We start from the raw sequence: 23401 nt of genomic DNA on the forward strand, positions 1-23401 counted from the left end.
AGTTTCTCGTCGGATAATTGAGCTCAGCTAAACCATGGTTGCAGAACTCCCTTCCTTGAAAGGATTGCAGGCCTTTGAGGCTGCGGCGCGCTACCGCAGTGTCACGCTTGCCTCCAACGAGTTAAACGTCACCCCCGGCGCGGTCAGCCTGCAAATCCGGGAGCTGGAAGCCGGCCTTGGCGTGCAGCTGTTTATCCGCAAGCCGCGCAGCATCCAGCTGACGAGGGAAGGGGAGCGGTATTACGGTTCCCTTCGCACCGCATTCCGGATGATGCGCGAGGCGACGGCGGAACTGACGGCGCGATCAGAGATTACGGTCTTAACGTTAAGCTGCACGCCAACTTTTGCGGTGCAATGGCTGATGCCGAGATTGCCCGGCTTTCAGCAACAACATCCGCAAGTGGATGTTCGTATCAGCGTGACGAACCGGCTGGTGGATTTCTCAAGGGACGATGTCGATCTGGCCGTGCGTCACGGTTTTGGTCGCTATGAAGGGTTGGAAAGCATCCGATTCATAGACGACAGCACCTTGCCGGTCTGCTCACCACAACTCTTTGAAAAATATGGCCCGCTTCGGGTGGCCGGTGATCTGAAATGCGTGCCGCTTCTGCACGATGAAAACCGCAACGAGTGGCGGCGCTGGCTGGAAACGGCGGGCGCTACAGAGGTCGATGCTTCCGGGGGCACCGTGTTCATCGACAGCAACGGCGCGCTGGATGCGGCCAAGGCCGGGCATGGTGTTGCGCTGACGCGGCGATCGCTTGTTTCCCGCGAACTTGCCGAGGGAGCGCTGATAGCTCCCTTCGGCACGGACATTGCCAGCACGCTTGCCTATTTCCTGGTTTATCCACGGCGCATGCTTGATAATCCCGATCTTGTGAGGCTGCTTGACTGGATGCTTGCGGAAGCGGGATCTACCGAAGCCGGTTCTCTTTGACGCCAATCCGGTCTATGCCGGAATGAAACAACGGGAATCACTCTTGAAAACCATCGCCATCGATTTCGAGACCGCCAATGAGGAACGGGGTAGCGCCTGCTCCATCGGGCTTGCGTGGATAGAAGACGGTGAGATCGTTCGCGTCGAGGAACGGCTCATCCGGCCGAAGGACATGCGGTTCTCGCCCTTCAATATTGCCGTGCACGGTATTCGCCCTGCCGATGTAGAGGATGCGCCGGAATTCCCTGATGTGATGGAGGAATTCATCGACGATTTCCACGGCGCCACGATGATTGCCCACAATGCCGCCTTCGATTTCAGCGTCATGCGGGCTTCCTTCGATAAATACCGGCAGTCCTATCCTGATCTTTCCTATCTGTGCAGCGTCAAGATTGCCCGCCATGTCTGGCCGCAGCTGGCGTCGCACAAGCTGAATGTGATTGCCCATCACCTTCAGTTGCGTTTCGTGCACCATAACGCCGCCGAAGATGCTGTCGTCTGCGCTGCGGCATCGATTGCGGCGGCCAGGGCGTTGCGCGTTGACCATATCCGCGACCTGCCGGAAAAGATCGGCATGGTTGCCGGCCGTCTCACTTCCACGGGCTATCAGCCTTGCAGCATGAAAAAACGTGTTGTCTCGCGGGTTGCGTAACCGTTCCCCACACCTATGTCTGAAGTAGCATAACGGAGAACATGCGATGACGATGAAAACGCTCTCGGGTTTGTTTGCAGGCTTTCTGGTGTTGTTTCCGGTGACGGTTGCGCATTCGGAGGTCGTCGGTAAGGTCGGTGTCGATTGGATCGGCAACGATATCGTCATCGAGGCGATTGCCGATCCCAAGATCAAGGGCGTGACCTGCCATGTCACTTATTTCGATCGTGGCGTCATCGACCGGCTGAAAAATGGCAATTGGTTTGAGGACCCTTCCAACAACGCCATTTCGTGCAGCCAGACGGGACCGGTCGAAATCGGTGATATCGATCTGTCGAAGGGCGGTGAAGAGGTTTTCCGGCAGGGCATGTCGCTGGTGTGGAAGAAGCTGGTCGTCAGTCGCGTTTACGACAAGGCGAATGACACGCTGATCTATCTGGTCCATGCGCGCGAGCTGAAGGATGGCTCGGCCAAGATGGCGATTTCGACGGTGCCTCTCTATAACCAGCAGGTGACGTGGGAAAAGGGCAAGCCTTGAGGCTTTGCCCTTGGTACTGCTGACACCATAATTCACCCGCGACGTCATCCTCGGGCCTGTCCCGAGGATACAATCACGTATCGTAAAATCGATAGGTTTTAGATGCTCGGAACAGGCCCGAGCATGACGGAGGAGAGGTTTCCGACCCTGCCGTACCCCTCAGGGCAAGCTGTGGAACCTGCGCGTTATGTTATCAAAACCTCACCGGCTCTATTAAGCCGCTTCGCGCGCCAGCTCGTCGGCAATCACGGTGTCGAGGTTGAGGAAGCACACCATGCTCTTTTCCAGCGCCACGATGCCGCGGCAGAAGTTGCGCTGTTCTTCGGGAATGATGTCGGGCGCGGGCTGCAGGTCTTCGGAGCGGATGGTCATCATGTCGGAGACCTGTTCCACGAGAAGTCCCACCAGCTTGCCGCCGATATCGGTGACGATGATGGCGGAGCGCTCGGAGGGTTCGGTCATTTTCATGCCGAGGCGGCCCGCCATGTCGATGACGGGGATGACGGCGCCGCGCAGGTTGATGAGGCCGAGAACATAAGGCGGCGTGTGCGGCATCGGGGTAACCGGCGCCCAGCCGCGGATTTCGCGGATCGCCATGATGTCGATGCAGAATTCCTGACCGCCGAGATGGAAGGAAACGATTTCGAGATATGCGCCGGATTGCTTGATGGCGTTGGACATGACGGCAGGTTTCCTCTGGCGGCTCTTAGGCAGGCCCATGCATGATTGAGCTTTATGCGGTGGCCGGAATGGACCGGGAGACATCATGTCGGAACTTAAAAACCGCTATGGCCATATTGCACAGCAAGATTTTAAACTTTCCCTAACAATTGGCGGTGCCGCGCTCGCAAAACCCAGTATTTTGGCGGTTTTCGTGCCGGTGCAAACAGGTTATAACAGACGCATGAACGCACTCGTTGCCAATCCGCTGAAGTTTATTCTTGCAAGCCTTGCGGTAGCGGCCTCGCTTGCCGTCGTGCTTCTTGCCTTTGATGGCTGGGTGCGACACGGCACGGATATTTTCCTCTCCGCCGTGCAAAGCGGCATCGCCTGGTGTCTGTAATCTGCCGTCCCGTCCCGGCTTTGTGACAAATCAGCGCGGTTTACGCAAATACGCCCAGTTGATTTGCCGTCGCCACCGCTGTTCGTTATCAGACGATAGAGGCCCACGTCATGCGGCCGGCCTTCGGGGGTAGGATTAGGACAATGAGAAATATTCGCATCGTATTGTGGGCCGTGGTTGTCGTTCTTGTCGGTGTCGTCAGCTGGTTGACGCTCGAAATGACGAAGACCCGTGAGGAAATGGTGGAAACGGCCTATGGCGTGCCGTTCGAACTCACGGCGCAGAACGGTCAGCCGATCACCGAAAAGGCGTTTCAGGGCAAGCCCACGGCGCTCTTTTTCGGTTTCACCCATTGCCCGGAAGTCTGCCCAACGACGTTGTTCGAACTGAACGGCTGGATGGAGAAGGTAGACCCGGCCGGCGACAAGCTGCAGGCCTATTTCGTATCCGTAGACCCCGAGCGCGATACGCCTGAGCTCATGCAGCAATATGTCTCCAACGTCTCGAAGCGGATCACCGGCATCACCGGTCCGGCCGACAAGATTGCCGAAACGCTGAAAGGCTATCGCATCTATGCCAAGAAGGTGCCGGTCGATGACAAGGATCCGAATGGTGACTACACCATGGATCACACGGCTTCCGTGATCCTGCTTGACGCCAATGGTCGTTTTTCCGGCACCATCGCCTATGGCGAGAACCCCGATGTTGCCGAGCAGAAGCTCCAGAATCTGCTGAAGGGCTGAACGAGACGGCATAATTGTGCCTGGCTTATTGGACTGGCGGAGGTTTTGTGGCAAAGGCAAGCCTTAAGAACCTTAGCTAGAGAAAGCAGCCTGCCGTGAGCGAAATCCGACTTTACGTCACCACGACCGAAATCAAGGCCGGTGAAATCCTCGATCTCATGTCGGACTATTTCGGCGAGGAGGATGTCGCGATCGCCACCACCGAGGTGGATGAGAAACGCGACATCTGGGAAGCTTCGGTTTACCTGATGGCCGAGCAGGAAGACGAATTCCGCGAGCGCATCGACACCTTGCTGGCTCCCGCCTTTCCCGGCCTCGCCATCGAAAAGGAGATCGTTCCCGACATCGACTGGATCGCCAAGTCGCTCGAGGGGCTGAAACCGGTACGGGCAGGGCGCTTCATCGTTCACGGCGCGCATGATCGCGATAAGATCAAGCCCAACGATCTGGCCATCGAGATCGAGGCCGGTCAGGCTTTCGGCACCGGCCATCATGGCACGACAGCCGGCTGCCTTGAGATGATCGAGGATGTTCTGCGGGCGCGGACCGTGCGCAATGCGCTCGATCTCGGCACCGGCAGCGGTGTATTGGCAATTGCCGTGCGCAAGATGCGCCATATTCCGGTACTCGCAACGGACATTGATCCCATCGCGGTTCGCGTGGCCAGGGAGAATGTGCGGCTGAACGGCATCGTCTCCGGGCTGGCGCTTGAAACCGCTCCGGGTTTCCACTCCGACGCTTTCCGCAAATACGGCCCGTTCGATCTCATCATCGCCAATATTCTGGCGCGGCCGCTCATCAAGATGGCGCCGCAGCTTGTCACGCATCTGGCGCCCGGCGGCACCGTCATCCTGTCGGGAATTCTCGCATCGCAGCGCTGGAAGGTGCTTGCGGCCTATAATGGCGCGCGGCTCTCCCACGTCCGCACCATCTGGCGCAATGGCTGGGTCACGCTGCATCTGCGCAAGGACTGACGCTTTAGCAGCATCCGTTTCCGGACAAAGAAAAGGCGGCGCTTTCGCGCCGCCTGAAAACCCGCGAGCACATTGGAGGAGAATCGCTCAAGCGGGTCGACGTATTCCTGTTCCTGCGCGGTGGAGGGAGGATCGCCGCGCCCGAAGTGATCAGAATACGTAGCTGGACTTTGCGGTGCGGCGAAGTTCGGCGCGGTTCATGCCGAGCGCTTCGAGCGACTTGTCGTCGAGGTTAAGCAGGGCTGCGTTGACATGACGGCTGACCTGACGCTCGCGTGCTTCAATGACGCGATCGAAAGCGGTGCGGAGGAAAGATTTTGCCATTGCTTCAAATCCTTGTTTGCCAGGAGAGTGTGTCTCTCGCTGTGTTGGCTTGAAGATAAGCGATGTGTTTTTGTTTGGTTAGGGGTCTTGCTTCAAGGTAGATATGCGTTTTTCGCATGTCTGCGGCTTTTCAATATTACTTATTTTGGGAAAATTGCTCAATTTAGCGGCGTCTTTTCTCGGCCTTTGGGGTAAATGGCAGCGCGCGTGCCTGTCGTAATGGTTAATGGCACATATGGCTTGAAACCGGGTTTGCCGGCATGGCATTGTCGTTGCGCGCCAATGATTTGACGGCGTTATCGACCAGCTTTCCTCATGACAGTTCCCGAAAGATGCCCATGTTCCAGACCTTCGAAAACAAATCCGCGCCGCAATTCGGCAAGGCCCGCGTCGAGGCGCTGCGTGCCAGTTTCGACGTCCTTGGTATCGATGGTTTCCTGGTGCCGCGTGCCGACGAATATCAGGGCGAATATGTACCTGAATCATCTGAGCGTCTGTCATGGCTTACCGGATTTACCGGCTCTGCCGGCATTGCGCTGGTAACGCGCGCAGAGGCGGTGGTGTTTGTCGATGGCCGGTATACCACGCAGTTTAAGTCGCAGGTCGATCAATCGGTGTTCAGCGGTGGTGATTTGGTCGGTGCCCCGCCTTCCGTCTGGTTGTCGGAGCACGGGGCTGCGGGCTTTCGGCTCGGGATCGATCCATGGCTGCATACCGGCGCTGAATTGAAGCGGCTGGAAAAGGCGCTTGCGGGGAAGGGCGGTTCCGTCGTCCTGCTCGAAAACAACCCGCTCGATGCGCTGTGGCACGACCGCCCGTCAGAACCGCTGGAGCCTGTCGTCATCCAGCCGGAAGCCTTCACCGGCAAGCTGGCGAAGGAAAAGATCGCCTCGCTGGCAGAGACGGTGTCTGCCAAGGGAGCCGATGCACTGCTGGTGACAGATCCGTCTTCCATTGCCTGGATTTTCAATATTCGCGGCAACGATGTGCCGCACACGCCGCATCCGCTTGCCCGCGCCATCATCTATGCGGATGGCAAGACCGATATTTTTCTCGACAAACGCAAGACCGGTATCGAGGCCGAGGCCTATCTGGCACAGCTGGCGATGCAATTGCCGCCATCGACTATCGCCGATCGTCTGCACGCCATTGCCAGCGCCAAGGGCCGCGTCATGGTGGACGCCGATCTGACGCCTGTGGCGCTGACAGGGGCGATTACGGCGGCGGGTGGCACCTTGATCGAGGAGGCCGATCCCGTCCGCTTGCCGCGCGCGTGCAAGAACGCGGCGGAGCTTGCCGGCTCGGCAGCGGCACATGTGCAGGACGGCGCGGCTATGGTTGAATATCTGTGCTGGCTGGATCGTCAGCAACCGGGCAGCGTTACCGAAATCGCGGCCGTGAAGGCGCTGGAGGCTGCGCGCGCCAAAGTGGGGCAGTCTCTCCAGAATCCTCTAAAGGACGTGTCTTTCGATACGATTTCGGGCGCGGGCGAACATGCCGCCATCATCCATTATCGCGTCACCACCGATACGGACCGGACACTTGGCGATGGTGAGATGTTCCTCGTCGATTCCGGCGCGCAATATGTCAACGGCACCACTGACATCACCCGCACCGTGGCAATCGGCAATGTCCCGGAAGATCAGCGGCGTTTCTTCACGCTGGTGCTGAAGGGCGTGATCGCCATCAGCGACGCACGGTTTCCCAAGGGAACGCGAGGTTGCGATCTCGATCCCCTGGCGCGTATCGCGCTGTGGAAGGCCGGTGCGGATTATGCTCATGGCACCGGCCACGGCGTCGGCTCCTATCTTTCGGTGCATGAGGGGCCGCAGCGTATTTCTCGGCTTTCGACGCAGGAACTTCTGCCGGGCATGATTCTGTCGAATGAGCCCGGTTATTACCGCCCCGGCGCTTTTGGCATCCGCATCGAAAACCTGATCTATGTGCGCGAGGCGGCGGAAGTCGCGGGCGGCGATCAGCCGATGTTGTCCTTCGAGACCCTGACCTGGTGCCCTATCGATCGCAGGCTGGTCGTCACGGCACTTTTGACCGACGACGAACTGGACTGGCTGAATGCCTATCACGCCGGCGTTCTGGAAAAGCTCTCGCCTTTGATCGCGGATGAAGAGGTGAAGGCGTGGCTTGTTGCGGCCACGCAGCCTCTGGAGCGGAGCGCTTAAAGGATAGAAAAGTGCCTGATGGCGACGACGATGGCCCAGCCAATGGCCAGCATCGTCAGGCCGGGGAAACGCAGGCAGACCAGAAGAGCGGCCACCATGGCGATCTTCACCTCGTATCCGCCTTCAAAAAAGGCGGGTGCGACAAGGGTTGTCAAAACCGCCACGGGAACGGCGTTCAATCCCGCCTCCATGCGCGGCGGGATGGATTTCATCCGCGTCATCAGAACATAACCGCCGATGCGGGTAAGATAGGTGGCGACGGTGGCGAGCGCGATCAGGATCATCGTGTCGGCGTGCAGCAGATCGCTCATCGCGTTTCCACCTTGCTTTCAGAATTGGCCTCGCCGGTTGGTTTCGGCGGATAGACGACTGCAACGAGAATGCCGGCAAGCGCGCCGAGGCTGACATGCCAGGGCGAGCCGACGATGTGATAGGCAACAGTTGCGCCAAGAGCGCTTGCCAGCATCACCGGGTAAAAATTCTCCCGCTGGCGGAAGCTCAAAACCATGCCCATGAAATAGATCGGCAACAGCACATCAAGGCCGATGGCTTTCGGGTCGCCGACGAGATTGCCTAGCGATGCGCCGACAATGGTCATCACCAGCCACAGAATATAGATCGGCGAGGCGAAGCCCATGTACCAGGCGAAACCGACCACGCCGGTGTTTTCGTATTTCCTGACCGACTCGGCGAATTGTGGATCCACCAGCACGAAGAACCCGATGGCCTTTTGCAGGAAAGTCCAGTTGGTTATCATCCTAGCAATGGCGGCCGAATAGAGAATATGGCGAAAATTGACGGCAAACACCGATAGAACGATCAGCCAGGGGGCTACTTTCTGGCCGAATAATTCGATGCCGACCAGCTGGCTGGCACCGGCATAGACGGTGCCGCTCATGATCGTCGCTTCGGCGACGCTCAGCCCGTTATCGACCGCGACCGCGCCGAACAGCGCGCCAAAGGGAGCGGCGGAAAGGGCGATCGGAAAGCCGCTTTTGAGGCCTTCGCGGAAATCTGCATTGGACATTGTTCAGGAACTCCTTGCCCGCCGCTCTATCGCCGTCCCGGCCGGCTGGCAAACAAATTGCATGAATGGATCGATTGATTCCCTTGAAGCTTCCGTTACGGTAACGCCGATACGCGACGTCGGACGGAAGGCCTCACCCGGTTTTGCTCCCCGCCCAAACGATTGAATAATGGAGGATCAATGCTGGAGAAGCAGGACAGGGCCGTGCTGGCCGCGCGTGTTCGGGAGTATCTGGCCCGGGAGACCGAAACCGAGATCGGCTTGCTGCAGGCGGAAATCTTCGTCGACTTTCTGGCCGAAGAAGTCGGATATGTCTTCTACAATCAGGGGCTCAAGGATGCGCATGCCGCGATCCTGCGGCGTCTGGAGGATGCGGCAGGCGATATCGACGTGCTGGAGAAGCCGAGGCTGCGATGACCGGCCCTCAGTCGCGCAAAATGTCGCGGCTTTTGAGGATGGTGGCGCCTTTTTCCCGCATGGCCGCAATCGACGCCTGTATACCTTGGGGATCGATGCCGCGGCTGGCATCCTCGATGAAACGAACCTTGACGCCAGGCAGCATGTCGAGGGCATCGAGCACCGAGAAACTGACGCAATAATCGGTGGCGAGCCCGCATATGTCGAGCTGGGTTACGCCTTGGCGTGTCAGATAATCGGCAAGACCTGTCGTTGCCCCCTGATCATTGTCGCGAAAGGCGGAATAGCTGTCGACGGCGGGATTTTCGCCTTTCTGCTGGATATAGTCGAAAGCCTCCGTCTTGAGGTCGGGATGGAATTCCGCATCCGGCGTGCCCTGCACGCAATGGTCCGGCCACATCATCTGCGGTTTGCCGGAGAGTTCACCCATATCGAACGGCTTCTTGCCGACATGCTGCGAGGCAAAGCTGCCGTGATTTTCCGGGTGCCAATCCTGCGAGGCGACGATCAGATCGTAACCGCCATTGTCGATCAGGGCATTGGCGACGGGCACGATCCGGTCGCCATCGGCGACAGCCAGATTGCCGCCCGGACAAAAGCCGTTCTGGATATCGATGAGCAGCAGCGCCTTCATGATTTGCCTCCCTTATTTCCGGCAGGATGCCAAGCCGGCAGCAACGGATCAAGTGCCCTTACCAGTTTTGTATGTGCTTGACGGCTGATGGCATAGATTTGCTCCGTCGCAGTCCTGCCGCATTTACAGCAAATTTCCGGCAAAGTCGGAATTTACCTGACGATGCGGCGACGTAAACTTTAAAGGCCGATGACGCCCTGCGGGGCATTTTCCGGGAAAAGGCGATGCAGATGCATGCCCAGCCCGCGCAAGTCATTGTTTTGCCTTCGCCCGATAATGCGCAGACCTTAACGAATTATTTTTGCAGGGACTCGTAAACACTTTGGTTACCATAATTCGTCATGCTTCGAACCAGTCAGTTCCGAAATCGGCCGGGTGTCCACCCGCTGTTCGGATGCCCCAAAATCCCTCCGGCTTTGCCCGGGTGTGCGTGAACGGTTCGAGTAACGAGTATAATGGCGTATTCTGCTGCGGCTTATAATGGCGCCGGTCTTGCCGGTTCGTCTTGCCTCAAGAGAGGCAGATCCTTTTCTCTTGGCCGAATGTCCGCTCTGCTTGGCGGTGGTGCCTTTGCCGGTCTGTTCGCCTTCGCTGCCTTCGCCTCGCTTCACACGATGGCGGCCGCATCGCATGGTGTCGGGCAGTTTGAGAAGACGCTGGTGGCGAGGCTGGAGTCTGGCGAGGCTGCGATTTCCGGCGCGGCCGCACGCGATATCCACGTCCGCAAATTTTCCCGTCTGAGCGACCACAGCCATGGCCCGCAGAAGGCGGTTCGCCTTGCCGGCATCATGCCCGAAATCGGCGAGAAGGAGTTCCGCGAGCGTTTTGGCGCGGCTGCGAACGCGAAGGGGCAAGCGACAGTCAAGGAACTTGCAGCGCTGCGGCCCTCCGCCATCGTCGATTCGGCGCTTGGACGCACCACAGAGGTCGCCTATCAGAGCGCCGCATCGCAACATCCGGCATTTGAAGTGGCATTAGGGCGCCCGCAGATCGAGGAAGAGGCGAGCAGCCTTCTTCCGGACGACGTCCCTTTGCCAAGCTTCCGGCCCGAGGTTGCGGCTGCCGAAACGGTGGAGCCATCACCCCGCCCCGCCGTTCTAGCGAAGACCGATGAACACCCGGCAGCCGTTGCTTCCGCACCTGCTTTCGATGCGCCGGTGCCTGCGCGTGCACCCCAGCAGCCGCGGCAGGGCACGGCCGGCATGCTCGCCTTTGCAAAACCTGATAATCCGGTGCGCGAGCCGAGCAAGATGGATGCGGTTCCGTGGCCGGATCGCGGCAACGGCACGGCGATCTACGATATTTCCTCCGGCCTGGTTCATATGCCGAACGGCGAGAAGCTCGAGGCACATTCTGGCATCGGCAAGATGCGCGACAACCCGGACTATGTTCATGTGAGAATGCGCGGCTCGACGCCGCCCTCCAGCTATCGTCTGACGATGCGCGAGGCGCGGTTCCATGGCGTCGAAGCAATCCGTCTGACGCCGGAAAATGGCGTCAATCCGCATGGCCGCGACGGTCTTCTCGCCCACACCTACATGCTGGCGAAACGCGGTGAATCGAATGGCTGCGTTGTGTTCCGGGATTACTCCCGGTTCCTTGCGGCCTTCAAACGTGGCGAAGTCAAACGCATGGTCGTGGTGCCGAAGCTGAATGGTGGTCGCCCGACGCTCGCAAGCAGCGGTGGCAAGAGTGGCGGCAAGACCCTGCTCAGCATGTTCTCACGCGATAGCGATACCTGAGTTACGCTTTCCCGGACTAAAAACCGCTGCACATTTTTTCCGGAGAAATGCCCTAGCGGCCGCGTCGCTGGGTCAGCACCATGCCGGCGAGAATCAGCAGAATGCCGAGTGCGCTCGCCCAGAGTTTCGGCGGCTGATCGCTGAAAAAGTCGAGCACGACGCTTGAGACCATCTGGCCGCTGATGACGAGAAGTGCGGTATTGACCGCGCCGATGCGGGGGATGAGCCAGCTTCCCGAAGCGATGAAGACAACACCGATGGGGCCACCGATAAAGGCAAGCCACGGCGCGTCGGCCGCGCCCGGCGGAATGAGGCCGCCGACGATGAGGCCGATGACGGTCAATACCCCGAAACCGACGATATGGTTCCAGAACGAGGCGATCAGCGGTGAGTTCGACAGGCTGAGGCGGCCGTTGACCTGACGGCTCAGTGCCACAAAGACGCCGCCGGTAAACGCCATGGCTATCCAGACGATCATGCCGTTCTCCCGACAAGGATAATAAGTGCGCTGCCACAGAGAATCAGTGCCACCGCCGCCATGTCACGCAAATCCGGCCGCCGTTTGGGCAGGCCAAACAGGCCGAAGAAATCGGCCAGAAGGCTGAAGATCACCTGTCCGCCCAACCCGAGCGCGATGGTGCCGGAGAGGGCAAGCGGCGAATTGACGGCGGTGGAGGTGAGGATGACGATGGCCGCACCAATCACTCCACCGCAATAGGCCCAGAGCGGCGCCTTCGGTTTGGCCAGCGCACCCGCCTCCGTCTTCGGGCGCATGATCGCGAGATAGATCAGCGCCGCCACCGTGCCGGTGCCGTGTGCAGTCCAGGAGGAGAAAAGTGCGTTACCGTAGTGCGCAAGCTGGCCGTTGAAATGAACCATCAATGTCAGAAGACAACCGCTTGCGAAGGCGGCGGCAAGGTGCAACGGGTTCAGGCGGGGATGGGTCGTTTCTGTCATGGCCAGCCAAAATATGATTATTCAGCGAAGCGTTACAACATCGGCACCTGAATCGAAATCGATTTGTCAGTTGTTTCCAGAAACATGTGCAACCAGCGCACTCTACCTTCTTACTTAGCGCAGTCTGACATAACATCTGCGAAAAAATCGGCGATCAGCGTGGATACGCCCTTCGGGTTTTCCCAATGCGGATTGTGGCCATGCCCATCGAGCGTAACGGTTTGAGCCTCGGGAAAGGCGGCGGCCAATTTTCGACGATGCGACGCGCCGAAAAGGGGGTCTTCGAAGCCGGCGAGGCACAGTACCGGTTTTTTTATTCTGGACGCGCTGTGATGCAGGTTTGTATCCGCAAAGCGCTCAACGACGCCATGCCAGACGGCGGCCGGCATGTTGGCGGCATCCTGTTTCATTTTCGACAAAAAATCATCGTCGACTGGCTGGCTGCACGAATACCAGCCGCGCAGAAAGCCGCTATTGGGTCCGATCGGGTCCCGAAGTGCGAGAATATCTCTGGTCAACTGGCTTTCCGCGCCAAAATCCGGCTCAAGCGTTGCCGAGATGAGGGCAAGAGCCCGGATCGTGTCGCCTCGCCGGGCGGCAAGTTCGATAGTGGTCATCGCACCCATGGAGTGGCCGAGTAGAAACAGCCGTGAAATACCCAGGAGCGTTAGAAACCGATCGACCGTTTCGGCGAAATCAGCGACATGCAGGCTCTGTCCCGCCGAGGAAACCCCGTGTCCGGGCAGATCAGGAACGATGAGCCTGTATTCGCTGAAAAAAGGCTCCAGCATGGAGAAGCTGCGGCTGGTGTCCGAAAAACCATGCAGCATCAGCAGGACTGGGCCCGGACCGCCGGTGTCGATGAAAGCCAGCTGGCGACCGCGGGGCAATTCTACATATTGCTTCCGCTTCTCCCAATCATCCTGCAATATTGCCGTCACAGGCCGATCTCCGCCTTTACGGCAGTGAGACCATCCTGCCCGTCGAACGTCGATACGCCCTTCAGCCAAGCGTCCAGTCGTTGCGGCTCATCCTTGATCGCCTGCCTTGCCGCGTCTTCCGGGGACATTCCACCGTTCATGATATGGTCCATGCCCTTGTTCTCATACTCCACGTCGAATGCAAGATTGTCGAGCAGCTTCGCCACATTCGGGCATTCCTGTAGGTAGCCTTTGCGTACCTGCGTATCGACTGTGGCAGCGCCGAAGTCGGGCCCGTAAAATTTATCGCCGCCCGTCAGGTACTTGATGTCGAATTTGCTGTTCATCGGGTGCGGCGCCCACCCCTGGAAAACAATGAAGGACTTGTTGCGGGCGAAACGGGTTACCTGCGAAAGCATGCCCTGTTCGCTGGACTCGACCACTTCCCAATTGTGCAGTCCCAGTGCCGGATCGTTGACGGCATCCAGCATCAACTGGTTGGAGCCCGGTTCGATGCCGTAGAGCTTGCTGTCGAACTTGTCCGCGAATTTTTGCAGGTCGGAGAAATCCCTGACGCCGGCATCCCAAACGTAGGTCGGAACCGCGAAAGTGTATTTGGCGCCTACAAGATTGGTTCGGACTTTTTCGACCGATCCGTCTTCCTTGTAAGGCTTGTAGTAGTTCACCATTGCCGGGTTCCAATAGCCCAGAAAGACGTCGAGATCCTTGCTCTTCAGGCTCGTGTAGATGACGTCGATCCCGAGAAGCTGGCTTTGCGGCTCATATCCCAGTGATTTCAACAGCGACATGGCGATCCCGGTGGTGAAAGCAAGATCGTTCCAGCCCGGCTCGGCCAGTCGCACAACCTTGCAAGTTTCAGCATCCGATGCGAGCGCGGAAGTGCCGACGGTTGTCAAAACCATCGCGGCCGAAAAAACACCTGCCCATTTTTTCATTGTTCCACCTTTTTTGTCTATTGGGTCATTAGATTGACCGGTGGGACAATAATTGATCTTTACGGAAAATTTGTCAATATTGCTCACGCAAGGAGACAAAGATGCGACTGACCAAGATAAGCGATATTCGCCGGGCGGAGCTGAGGCGGGCTGCATTCGAAGTCCTTCAACGTGAGGGAATGTCGGGTGCCACGCTTGAAAGGGTGGCGGCGCAGGCAGGCGCCTCAAAAGGCATCGTGCTGCATTATTTCGCCAACAAGCAGGAACTGTTCGAGCACGCGATGCGCGAAGCCAATGTGAAGCTGAAGGAAGCCGTGGTGGCGCGCCTCAATCGGGCGGTCAGTCCGCGTGAACGGCTCGATGCGATTATCGAGGCGAATTTCGACGAGAGCTTCTTTCAGCCCTCGATCTGCCACGCCTGGCTGTCGCTTTGCGCCGAGGTTCCGCGTGAGCCGCAGCTCGCCAGGATTCAGAAGGTGATCCATGCGCGGATGCGCTCCAATCTTTTGTCGGCTTTGGTGCATCTCGTGCCGAGGCAAGACTGCGCAACTGTCGCGCTTGGGATCACTTCGCTAATCGACGGCCTCTGGTTGCGCTCAGGATTGCAGTCCGGTGGTTTGACGCGCGAGGAGGCAATGGAGCAGATGCGGGATTACCTGTCTCACAGGTTACCGCAGGCAAAAGCTGACAATCCGTAGGGAACCAGTACGCGCGCTTTGCATTATTCCACCATGAAGAAAACGACGCGCAAACCCTTGAACCGGATGACGATTTTCGTCATTTCGATTTTCACTCTCGCAGCAGTGATCGCGGCGGTCTATCTGGTTGGGTTCACGCCCGGCGAAGTGTAGGCCAGCGCAGTCAATTGCCGGTGGGAACGGTCTTGCTCTTGCCGCGCTCCAGCGCAACGGTCAGCTTGGCAACGGCAAACCGGAGGCTGCGCATGAGGAAACGGCTGGTTTCCAGAAAAGTGCGGTAGGGCAGCACGGTGAAGTAGCGCCAACGGGGCAGACGGTATATCCGCAGATTGTTCTGGATCTGGCTTTCCCCGTCCGCATCCTGCGTGGCGCAGAGTGGGTAAATGAAGGCTGCCCTCAGGCCAGCGAGATATTCCAGGTCGAAGGCAATATCGTAGGCAAGCCGCATGGGGATCAGCTTCGAGATCCATTTGCCGGCGCGGCGGTTGACGAGATATGCGCCCGAACCCTTTTCCCGCGTCAACGCAATTGCGAGTGAGCGCCCGCCAACGAGCTTGCGGAACGGAAACTTGCGACCGTTGCTGACCGTGGTCAGCCGAAGCAGATCCCAGTCGCTCCCGTTCACTATCGCCTCGTCGATTGCTTCCAGGAAATCCTTTTCGAAGACGACATCGTCTTCAAGAATGAGCGCGATATCGGCATCGCTGCCCATGAACCTGTTGGCACAGGCGACATGGCTGAGATAGCAGCCGATTTCCGGCGGCGAGGTGCGGCGGCCATGCATGAGCATGTAGGAGAACTCGCTGAATTCCGGGATAGGATAATTCAGTTCGCGGCCATTGACGCCCGGGACCCGCTCTGCCTTCAGCCCGATGGCGTCGAGGCGTGCGTTCATGTCCTCGAGGCGCTTGGTGGCGCTGTCCATATTGATCAGGAAAACGGCAAGCTTGCGCCCGCTTTTCGGTAAAATATGCAAAGCAGTCCTCGCCCGGTTTCTGCACCCTGTTGCAACTCCTTTATTGCAACGGCGTGACGCGGGCTACGGAAAAAGCTGCGTTCGTGCACTCATAGTTGCCGAATTAAACCTTTTCCACAAATCCATCCAGCACACGCTTTTGTCCGGCGCGGTCAAAATCGATGGTCAGTTTGTTACCCTCGATGGCGGAGATGTTGCCATTGCCGAATTTGATATGGAAAACGCGGTCTCCGACCACGAATTTCGACGGTGTGTCGGCAACCGATTTGGCCACCAGTTCGCCGTCGATCGTGCGGGCGCGGGGCCCGCTTTCGCCATAACCAATCCGCTCGACCGCATGGCCGGAGCGTGTGCCCCAGTTATCGCGGGTCGCGTCGGACTTGTTGGCCTGGGCACGTTTCCAGCCGGGGGTGGAGTAGTTGTTAGCGAAGGGCTCCGCCTTGTCGAAACGGGACTGGCCATAACCGCCGCGTCCGCCGTAACCACCGTAATTGCTGTCGGATGCCGCGACATCCACGTGCGCTGGCGGCAGTTCATCGAGAAAACGCGAGGGCAGGGTGGATTGCCACAGACCATGGATACGCCGGTTCGATACGAACCAGATATGGCATAGCTTCTTGGCGCGGGTGATGCCGACGTAGGCGAGGCGACGTTCTTCCTCCAGACCGGAGCGGCCGCCTTCGTCCAGCGCCCGCTGGTGCGGGAACAGACCTTCTTCCCAACCGGGAAGGAAGACGGTGTCGAATTCCAGCCCCTTGGCGGAATGCAGCGTCATGATTGAGACGGCATCGAGATTTTCGTTCTGCTCGGCATCCATGACGAGCGCGACATGCTCGAGGAAACCGCGCAGGCTCTCGAAGGCCTCCATCGAGCGGATGAGTTCCTTCAGGTTTTCCAGTCGGCCGGGCGCTTCCGCCGTCTTGTCGGCCTGCCACATGGCAGTATAGCCGCTTTCGTCAAGGATCTGCTCGGCAAGCGTGGTGTGTTCGGTGTTTTCCAGAAGCCCCTGCCAGCGGCGGAAATCCTGCACCACGTCGAACAGCGCCTTGCGCGCCTTCGGTTTCAGCTCGTCGGTCTCGATGATGTCGGTCGCTGCCGCCAACATCGGAATGTCGCGGGCGCGGGCGTAATCATGCAGATTGCGGATGGTCGTGTCGCCCAGGCCGCGCTTGGGGGTGTTGACGATGCGCTCGAAGGCCAGATCGTCGGCCGGCTGGCAGACAAGGCGGAAATAGGCCATGGCATCGCGGATTTCGAGACGCTCGTAGAAGCGCGGACCGCCGATGACGCGGTAATTGAGGCCTAGCGTGACGAAACGGTCTTCGAACTCGCGCATCTGGAAGGAGGCGCGAACGAGAATGGCCATGTCGTTCAGCTTGTGGTTCTTGCGCTGAAGCTGCTCGATTTCTTCACCGACGGCGCGGGCTTCCTCTTCGGAATCCCAGGCCGCATGCACCACGACCTTCTCATCGTCGGGGCTGCTGCGCTCGGTGAACAGGGTCTTGCCGAGACGCCCTTCATTATGGGCGATCAGATGGCCGGCGGTGCCGAGAATATGCTCGGTGGAGCGGTAGTTGCGCTCCAGCTTGATGACCTTGGCACCGGGAAAATCCTTGTCGAAGCGCAGGATGTTGTCCACTTCGGCGCCGCGCCAGCCATAGATCGACTGGTCGTCGTCGCCGACGCAGCAGACGTTTTGCGGCTCGCCTTTGGGGCGCTGGGCAAGAAGCCTGAGCCACATATATTGCGCCGTATTGGTGTCCTGATACTCGTCCACCAGAATGTAGCGGAATTTCTGGTGGTACTCCTTCAGAATATCGGGATTGCGACGGAAGATGCTGATGGGGTGCAGCAGAAGATCGCCGAAATCGCAGGCGTTCAGCGTTTTCAGCCGGTTCTGATAGGCCGTGTAAAGTTCGCGGCCCTTGCCATTGGCAAAGGCGCGGGAATCGCCCTCGGGAATATCCGGCGGCGTCAGCCCCTTGTTCTTCCAGCCGTCAATCATGCCGGCGAATTGTTTGGCCGGCCAGCGCTTGTCATCAAGACCTTCGGCCTGGATAAGCTGTTTGATCAGCCGCACCACATCGTCGGTGTCGAGAATGGTGAAATCAGACTTCAGGCCGATGAGTTCGGCATGGCGACGCAAGAGCTTGACACCGATGGAGTGGAAGGTGCCGAGCCAGGGCATGCCCTCAACCGCGCCGCCGACCAGAACGCCAATACGTTCCTTCATCTCGCGCGCGGCCTTGTTGGTGAAGGTCACGGCCAGAATCTGGCTGGGATAGGCGCGTCCGGTCGCCAGGATATGGGCGATGCGGGTGGTCAGAACGCGGGTCTTGCCGGTGCCGGCGCCCGCAAGCACCAGAACCGCGCCGTCCAGTGTCTCTACGGCTTCGCGCTGTTCCGGGTTGAGACCGGACAGATAGTCGGGCGTGGGCCGGGCCTGATCGCGTGCCGCCATTGCGCGCGCGGCAATGCCAAGCCCGCCGGCGTTGCCTGCATCGGCATTGTTCGTCGCCTTGCGCGGCGCCTCAGGTTCTTCGTCGAAGAACGGCATATCGTCAAAACTGTTGCTCATGCGGCCCAATGTAGTGATTCGGGATATAAAGGCTAGAACCGTGTTCTGCTTTTATTCCGGTATCATCCGTCAAAACGCCTATTCCAAGACGTTTTTTCGTCTCAGACCCGCCTGTCGGCATCAAAAGCCGTGTCCACCGGCAATTGCAGCGCCACGGCCAGTTGGTTGGTCTTGGCGGCAAGGGCGATGACGCGCATGAGATCGGCATGCTGTTCGCCCGTCATGCCCTTGGCTTTTGCAGCCGCGGTATGGGAGTGGGCGCAGTAGGAGCAGCCATTGGTGACGGAAACGGCGATATAAAGCATTTCCTTCACCAGCGGATCGAGCGCTGAAGGTGTGGCCATCACCGCCTTGACCTCGGCCCAGGTCTTTTCCAGAAGATCGGGGTCGAAGGCGAGGTAGAGCCACATATTGTTGATGAAATCCGATTTCCGCGTTGTGCGGATATCGTCGAACACAGCCTTGACGCGCGGGTTGGCTTCGGCATTTTCGGCTTTCGTTACGGTGCTCATGCATTCCTCCGGTCATGGCTATTTCAGCTGCAGATTACCGTATTGGCGAATGTTTGCGACAGAAATGGCCGTCAGTGCGCTTTCGACGACAATTCATCACAAATTACAATTATGTAAGGAACGGATTTGTGCGTTGCCTTCGTTAAGGCATGCGGGAATACTTCTACCGTTCCGAAAAGCACTTTTCGGGGCGGGTTTATGCTGTGCGGATAATCGGAGAATTGTATGCGGGTGTGGAAACAGGTGGGTGTCTGTCTTGCTGTGGCGGGAGCAGGACTCTGTCTTTGGGGGTTTTATTCACCCGAAGCGCGGAATCTGCTCGCGGGTATCGGCATCGGCAAAACACCTGTTGGCGCGGTCGAGGTTGCCGCATCCGGTGCCAGAACACCCGGTTCGTCATCCGGACAGAATGCCGGCGCCGCACGTCGCGATGGCAATGCGACCCTGGTGGCGATGGCCCCGGTCAAGCAGGGCACGGTCAATGACAGGCTGAACGCCATCGGCAGTGGCGAGGCCATCCAGTCGGTTGTCGTCATGCCGCAGACATCAGGCACGCTTTCGGAAATCCGCATTTCATCCGGCGCCCGTGTCGTAAAGGGGCAGGTGCTCGCGCGGCTCGATGACGAGGAGCAGGTGATCGAGCGGGACAAGGCGCAGGTTGCGCTACGCAGCGCCGTCGAAAAATCGAGTTCCTACAGTAACCTGAAATCCGTATCCCGCCTTGATGTGCTGGACGCGCAGATTGCCGAGGAAGCCGCCAAGCTTGCACTGAGCACCGCCGAGCTGAACCTCAGGCGCCGCGACATCGTCGCACCGATTGAGGGTGTTGTGGGGATCGTGGCCGCCAATATCGGCGACAATGTCACCACGCAATCAACGATCGTCGGCATTGATGACCGTTCTCAAATTCTGGTCAATTTCTGGGCGCCGGAACGGTTCGTAACTGCAATTACCGTCGGAATGCCTGTAGAGGCCACCTCGATTTCACGCCCCGGCGAGACGTTCAAAGGTGAGGTCGAGGCCGTCGACAACCGTGTCGACGCCGCAAGCCGTACCATCCGCATCCGGGCACGGTTTGCTAACGACAAGGATGAGCTTCGGGCCGGTATGTCCTTCGGCGTCACCATGCGTTTTGCCGGAGAGACTTATGCATCCGTCGATCCGCTGGCCGTACAGTGGGATGCCGAAGGTTCCTATGTCTGGCGCGTGGCCGACAATAAATCGGCCAAGGTGCGGGTGCAGATCGTGCAGCGTAACCCCGACGCCGTTCTCGTGAAAGCGGAACTGGCGGAAGGCGATCAGGTCGTGACCGAAGGATTGCAGCGGGTGCGGGAGGGGGGTGCCGTCCGTGTCGCAAGCCAGCCGAAGCCCGAGGAGGTTGCCAGCCAATGACGACTCAGTCGCCTTCGGGTCAGGATTCCAAGCTCGCCTTCACCGCACTGTTCGTTCGCCGGCCCATTCTGGCAGCGGTTCTCAATACGTTGCTTGTGGTTGCCGGCCTTGCCGCGCTGGTTGGCGTTGAGGTGCGCGAGTTGCCGGATGTGGACCGGCCGTCCATCAGCGTCAGGACGACTTATGAAGGTGCGGCGCCCGAAACCATCGATCAGGAAGTGACGCAGACCATCGAGGGGGCTGTTGCGCGCGTCAGCGGCGTCAAATCCATCTCCTCCAATTCGCAATTCGGCACCAGCCGCGTAACGATGGAATTCGGCGACAATGTCGATATGGCCGTCGCCGCAAACGATGTGCGCGATGCCATTGGCCGCGTAACCAACCAGTTGCCTGATGATGCTGACGAGCCGCAGATCATCAAGGCGGATTCCGACAGCCAGCCGATCATGCGTCTTGCCGTCACTTCGTCCACGCTCAGCATGGAAGATCTGACCAAGCTGGTGGATGACGAGGTCATCGACCGCCTTGCCGCCGTCGACGGCGTGGCGGATGTGGAGCTTTACGGCGATCAGGAAAAAGTCTTCCGCGTCGATCTCAATCAGGCCGCACTTGCCAGCCGTGGTCTGACGGTGACGGATATTTCGACCGCGCTGGCCAGTGCCGCGCTGGATGTGCCGGCGGGATCGCTGAAAAGTTCGACGCAGGACATCGTCGTGCGCGCGACCGCGAGCCTTACGAAGCCTGAGGATTTTTCCAACCTTCTGATCAAGGACAATATCCGCCTGCGCGATGTGGCAACCGTGATGCTGGGTGCGGATGACGAATCCACCTCGCTGCGGTCCAATGGTGTGCAGGGCGTGGGTCTCGGCGTCATCCGGCAGGCGCAGTCCAATACGCTCAATATCTCCACCGGCGTGAAGGCTGCCGTCGAGGCCATGTCGGCCAACCTGCCGCAGGGTACGCGCATCGTGGTGACCAGTGACGACGCCGTCTTCATCGAAGGCGCGTTGCACGAGGTGGAACTGGCGCTTGGTCTTTCCGCGCTCATCGTGGTTGTGGTGCTCTACCTGTTCCTGCGTGACTGGCGGGCAACCCTCATTCCGGCGATCACCATGCCGGTGGCTTTGATCGGCACGATCATCGCCATCTACATGGTCGGATTCTCGATCAACATCCTTACGCTGCTCGCCATCGTTCTGGCGACGGGTCTGGTGGTCGATGATGCGATCGTGGTGCTGGAAAATATCGTGCGCCGCCGTGCGGAGGGCATGGGGCCTCGCGCTGCCGCTGTTCTCGGCACGCAGGAAGTGTTCTTCGCGGTGATTGCGACGACGGCGACACTTGCCGCAGTGTTCATTCCGCTCTCCTTCCTGCCGGGCCAGCTGGGTGGCCTTTTCCGTGAATTCGGTTTCGTTCTAGCTTTCGCTGTCGGTCTTTCCTCCATCGTGGCCCTGACGCTTTGTCCGATGCTCGCTTCGCGGATGCTGAAAGACGGATTGAAGGAACCCACGGGACCGCTGGCGTGGTTCGGCAATGTCTTTGCCTCCACCTACAAGAAGACGCTTTCCGCCTGCCTCAACAACCCGCTCATCGTCATCATCGTTGCGCTCGTCTTTTCGGGCCTGTCTTGGATTGCCTTCGGCATGATCCAGAACGAACTGACGCCGCGCGAGGACCGCGCCTCGGTGATGATGCGTGTGACGGCGCCGCAGGGTGTCAGCCTCGACTATACGCGCGACCAGTTGCAGCGGATCGAAGAAAATCTCCAGCCGCTGCGCGACAGTGGCGAAATCCGCAATATTTACTCCATCACCGGCATGAACGGTTCCTCCAACACCGGTTTTCTGGTGCTGACGCTGGCGCCGTGGGCTGATCGCGACCGCACGCAGAACCAGATTGCCGCCGATGTTACCGCTGCCGCCAACAAGGTGCCGGCGCTGCGCGGCAACGCCATGCAGCCGAACAGCCTGCGCATTCGCGGTGCGGGCAACGGCCTGCAGATGGCAATGGTCGGCAGCAATTATCAGGCACTGACGGCTGCGACGCAGAAGCTACTGCTTTCCATGGAGGAAAGCGGCCTGTTCGAAACGCCGCGTTTGGACAACGAGCCCAACCAGGCGCAGCTATCCGTATCCGTCGACCGTGAGCGCGCCTCCGATCTAGGCATTGATATCACCGGCCTGTCACGCGCCATGCAATCGCTGCTGGAAGGACGTTCGGTTGTCGACGTCTTCGTGGATGGGGATGCAATCCCGGTCCGGCTGCTGTCCTCCACCCGGCCGATCAACGACCCGACCGATCTCGAAAACGTCTTCCTGAAAACGGGTGACGGCAAGATCGTGCCGATGTCGGTCATTGCCACCCTGAAGGAAAATGCGGTGGCGCCGCAGCTGAACCGCGAGCAGCAGCTTCCCTCCGTCGGCTTTACCGCCAATCTCAAGGACGGCGTTTCGCTCGGTCAGGCTTTGGAAAAGGTGAACGAGCTATCACAATCCCTCCTGCCGCCCGGCGCCCGCCTTCTGCCGCTCGGCGAGGCGGCGACGCTTGAGGAGAATTCGAGCGGCATGCTGCTGACCTTCGGTTTTGCCATCGCCATCATCTTCCTGGTCCTGGCCGCGCAGTTCGAAAGTGTCCTGAGTTCGATCATCATCATGTCGACGGTGCCGCTCGGTCTTGCCTGCGCCGTCATCGCGCTGCTCGTCACCGGATCGAGCCTCAACGTTTATAGCCAGATCGGGCTTGTGCTTCTGGTCGGCGTGATGGCGAAGAACGGCATTCTCATCGTGGAATTCGCCAACCATCTGCGTGACCAGGGCGCCACCGTGCGCGAAGCCATCGAAAAAGCCACCAGCATTCGCCTGCGCCCGGTGATGATGACAATGATCGCGACCATTTTGGGCGGCGTGCCGCTGGTGCTGGCGCAGGGAGCAGGGGCGGAAGCACGCATCGCGCTCGGCTGGGTCATCGTTGGCGGTCTGGGTTTTGCGACGCTGGTGACGCTTTACATCACCCCGGTCTCCTACCTGCTGATTGCCCGTTTCGCCAAACCGCAAGCCGATGAGGAAATCCGCCTCCACCGCGAACTGGAACTTGCTGCGCGTCGGAAGGCGCTGGAGGAGGACAAGCAGCTGCTTGCGGCGGAATAAAAATTTATGGGCAAGCCCGAGAGCGCGACGTGCTG

24 protein-coding genes are annotated in these 23401 nt (G+C 59.0%); 12 read left to right on the top strand and 12 right to left on the bottom strand.

Going from position 1 to position 23401, the window contains the following annotated elements; all coding sequences use genetic code 11:
- The first annotated feature begins 34 nt into the window (after positions 1–34).
- From gcvA to AB4Z23_RS10085, 3 genes are read left to right on the top strand one after another with little or no spacing between them, the layout of a single operon-like run.
- Positions 35–937 carry a transcriptional regulator GcvA gene (gene gcvA / locus AB4Z23_RS10075; RefSeq protein ID WP_421477182.1) on the top strand — a complete coding sequence of 301 codons (903 nt, stop codon included), beginning with the start codon at positions 35–37 and terminating at the stop codon, positions 935–937.
- Between the two features lie 43 nt (positions 938–980).
- Positions 981–1589 carry a 3'-5' exonuclease gene (locus tag AB4Z23_RS10080; protein WP_013636498.1) on the top strand — a complete coding sequence of 203 codons (609 nt, stop codon included), beginning with the start codon at positions 981–983 and terminating at the stop codon, positions 1587–1589.
- A 46-nt stretch (positions 1590–1635) separates the two neighbouring features.
- Positions 1636–2127, top strand: a complete 492-nt coding sequence (locus AB4Z23_RS10085; RefSeq protein ID WP_003513184.1) for a CreA family protein — start codon at positions 1636–1638, stop codon at positions 2125–2127.
- A 213-nt stretch (positions 2128–2340) separates the two neighbouring features.
- Here the strand turns inward: AB4Z23_RS10085 and AB4Z23_RS10090 are convergent, their stop codons facing one another.
- The gene (locus tag AB4Z23_RS10090) at positions 2341–2808 is read right to left on the bottom strand and encodes a chemotaxis protein CheW (RefSeq protein ID WP_003513183.1); all 468 of its coding nucleotides are present in this window, start codon (positions 2806–2808) and stop codon (positions 2341–2343) included.
- 85 nt (positions 2809–2893) lie between these two features.
- Between AB4Z23_RS10090 and AB4Z23_RS10095 the strand changes: the two genes are divergently transcribed.
- From AB4Z23_RS10095 to AB4Z23_RS10105, 3 genes are all read left to right on the top strand, one after another.
- Entirely contained in the window at positions 2894–3190 is a 297-nt protein-coding gene (locus AB4Z23_RS10095) for a hypothetical protein (protein ID WP_236762109.1), read from the top strand.
- A 143-nt stretch (positions 3191–3333) separates the two neighbouring features.
- Positions 3334–3933, top strand: a complete 600-nt coding sequence (gene sco / locus AB4Z23_RS10100; protein WP_003513179.1) for a cytochrome oxidase assembly protein Sco — start codon at positions 3334–3336, stop codon at positions 3931–3933.
- Positions 3934–4028: 95 nt separating this feature from the next.
- A complete protein-coding gene (locus AB4Z23_RS10105) occupies positions 4029–4907 on the top strand; it encodes a 50S ribosomal protein L11 methyltransferase (protein WP_003513177.1) in 879 nt (292 codons plus the stop codon).
- Positions 4908–5057: 150 nt separating this feature from the next.
- On the opposite strand, the gene AB4Z23_RS10110 is transcribed toward AB4Z23_RS10105, so the two are convergent.
- Positions 5058–5231, bottom strand: a complete 174-nt coding sequence (locus AB4Z23_RS10110) for a hypothetical protein (RefSeq protein ID WP_003513176.1) — start codon at positions 5229–5231, stop codon at positions 5058–5060.
- 338 nt (positions 5232–5569) lie between these two features.
- On the opposite strand from AB4Z23_RS10110, the gene AB4Z23_RS10115 reads away from it, so the two are divergent.
- Complete coding sequence (locus AB4Z23_RS10115) at positions 5570–7411, top strand: aminopeptidase P family protein (RefSeq protein ID WP_441360076.1); 1842 nt, start codon at positions 5570–5572, stop codon at positions 7409–7411.
- Here AB4Z23_RS10115 and AB4Z23_RS10120 read toward each other — a convergent pair.
- Together AB4Z23_RS10120 and AB4Z23_RS10125 are read right to left on the bottom strand one after the other, a co-directional pair.
- Positions 7408–7722 carry an AzlD family protein gene (locus tag AB4Z23_RS10120; protein ID WP_065659200.1) on the bottom strand — a complete coding sequence of 105 codons (315 nt, stop codon included), beginning with the start codon at positions 7720–7722 and terminating at the stop codon, positions 7408–7410. The two genes, AB4Z23_RS10115 and AB4Z23_RS10120, sit on opposite strands and share 4 nt — an antisense overlap.
- Positions 7719–8438 carry an AzlC family ABC transporter permease gene (locus AB4Z23_RS10125; protein ID WP_065659201.1) on the bottom strand — a complete coding sequence of 240 codons (720 nt, stop codon included), beginning with the start codon at positions 8436–8438 and terminating at the stop codon, positions 7719–7721. Before AB4Z23_RS10125 ends, AB4Z23_RS10120 begins: the two co-directional genes overlap by 4 nt.
- A 180-nt stretch (positions 8439–8618) precedes the next feature.
- Between AB4Z23_RS10125 and AB4Z23_RS10130 the strand changes: the two genes are divergently transcribed.
- Positions 8619–8855 (top strand): DUF2164 domain-containing protein, encoded by a 237-nt coding sequence (locus AB4Z23_RS10130; RefSeq protein ID WP_003513169.1) that lies wholly within the window; start codon positions 8619–8621, stop codon positions 8853–8855.
- A gap of 7 nt (positions 8856–8862) precedes the next feature.
- Here the strand turns inward: AB4Z23_RS10130 and pncA are convergent, their stop codons facing one another.
- The gene (pncA, locus tag AB4Z23_RS10135; RefSeq protein ID WP_013636493.1) at positions 8863–9489 is read right to left on the bottom strand and encodes a bifunctional nicotinamidase/pyrazinamidase; all 627 of its coding nucleotides are present in this window, start codon (positions 9487–9489) and stop codon (positions 8863–8865) included.
- Positions 9490–9944: 455 nt separating this feature from the next.
- On the opposite strand from pncA, the gene AB4Z23_RS10140 reads away from it, so the two are divergent.
- Positions 9945–11231 carry a DUF2778 domain-containing protein gene (locus AB4Z23_RS10140; protein ID WP_421477187.1) on the top strand — a complete coding sequence of 429 codons (1287 nt, stop codon included), beginning with the start codon at positions 9945–9947 and terminating at the stop codon, positions 11229–11231.
- A gap of 52 nt (positions 11232–11283) precedes the next feature.
- On the opposite strand, the gene AB4Z23_RS10145 is transcribed toward AB4Z23_RS10140, so the two are convergent.
- The 4 genes from AB4Z23_RS10145 to AB4Z23_RS10160 form a co-directional block, all read right to left on the bottom strand.
- Positions 11284–11709 (bottom strand): DMT family transporter, encoded by a 426-nt coding sequence (locus tag AB4Z23_RS10145; protein ID WP_003513163.1) that lies wholly within the window; start codon positions 11707–11709, stop codon positions 11284–11286.
- The gene (locus AB4Z23_RS10150) at positions 11706–12188 is read right to left on the bottom strand and encodes a DMT family transporter (protein ID WP_003513161.1); all 483 of its coding nucleotides are present in this window, start codon (positions 12186–12188) and stop codon (positions 11706–11708) included. Before AB4Z23_RS10150 ends, AB4Z23_RS10145 begins: the two co-directional genes overlap by 4 nt.
- A 110-nt stretch (positions 12189–12298) precedes the next feature.
- On the bottom strand, positions 12299–13129 hold the full coding sequence (locus AB4Z23_RS10155; RefSeq protein ID WP_421477189.1) for an alpha/beta fold hydrolase: 831 nt from the start codon (positions 13127–13129) through the stop codon (positions 12299–12301).
- Positions 13126–14064, bottom strand: a complete 939-nt coding sequence (locus tag AB4Z23_RS10160) for a choline ABC transporter substrate-binding protein (RefSeq protein ID WP_421477191.1) — start codon at positions 14062–14064, stop codon at positions 13126–13128. The genes AB4Z23_RS10155 and AB4Z23_RS10160 overlap by 4 nt, the downstream gene beginning before the upstream one ends.
- A 101-nt stretch (positions 14065–14165) precedes the next feature.
- On the opposite strand from AB4Z23_RS10160, the gene betI reads away from it, so the two are divergent.
- On the top strand, positions 14166–14762 hold the full coding sequence (gene betI / locus AB4Z23_RS10165) for a choline-binding transcriptional repressor BetI (RefSeq protein ID WP_421477193.1): 597 nt from the start codon (positions 14166–14168) through the stop codon (positions 14760–14762).
- A gap of 163 nt (positions 14763–14925) precedes the next feature.
- Here betI and AB4Z23_RS10170 read toward each other — a convergent pair whose 3' ends face one another.
- From AB4Z23_RS10170 to AB4Z23_RS10180, 3 genes are all read right to left on the bottom strand, one after another.
- Positions 14926–15738: a glycosyltransferase family 25 protein gene (locus AB4Z23_RS10170; protein WP_441360077.1), complete on the bottom strand. Its 813-nt coding sequence runs from the start codon at positions 15736–15738 to the stop codon at positions 14926–14928.
- 103 nt (positions 15739–15841) lie between these two features.
- Positions 15842–18316, bottom strand: coding sequence for an ATP-dependent helicase (locus tag AB4Z23_RS10175; RefSeq protein ID WP_025594016.1), 2475 nt, complete (start codon positions 18314–18316; stop codon positions 15842–15844).
- A 101-nt stretch (positions 18317–18417) separates the two neighbouring features.
- A complete protein-coding gene (locus AB4Z23_RS10180) occupies positions 18418–18828 on the bottom strand; it encodes a carboxymuconolactone decarboxylase family protein (RefSeq protein WP_421477195.1) in 411 nt (136 codons plus the stop codon).
- A gap of 225 nt (positions 18829–19053) precedes the next feature.
- Between AB4Z23_RS10180 and AB4Z23_RS10185 the strand changes: the two genes are divergently transcribed.
- Positions 19054–20220: an efflux RND transporter periplasmic adaptor subunit gene (locus AB4Z23_RS10185; RefSeq protein ID WP_112673595.1), complete on the top strand. Its 1167-nt coding sequence runs from the start codon at positions 19054–19056 to the stop codon at positions 20218–20220.
- Positions 20217–23366 carry an efflux RND transporter permease subunit gene (locus tag AB4Z23_RS10190; RefSeq protein ID WP_421477198.1) on the top strand — a complete coding sequence of 1050 codons (3150 nt, stop codon included), beginning with the start codon at positions 20217–20219 and terminating at the stop codon, positions 23364–23366. The genes AB4Z23_RS10185 and AB4Z23_RS10190 overlap by 4 nt, the downstream gene beginning before the upstream one ends.
- The last annotated feature ends 35 nt before the right edge of the window (positions 23367–23401 follow it).

Origin of the sequence: Agrobacterium sp. MCAB5, assembly GCF_052114365.1 — a bacterium.
Taxonomy (GTDB): Bacteria; Pseudomonadota; Alphaproteobacteria; order Rhizobiales; family Rhizobiaceae; genus Agrobacterium; species Agrobacterium tumefaciens.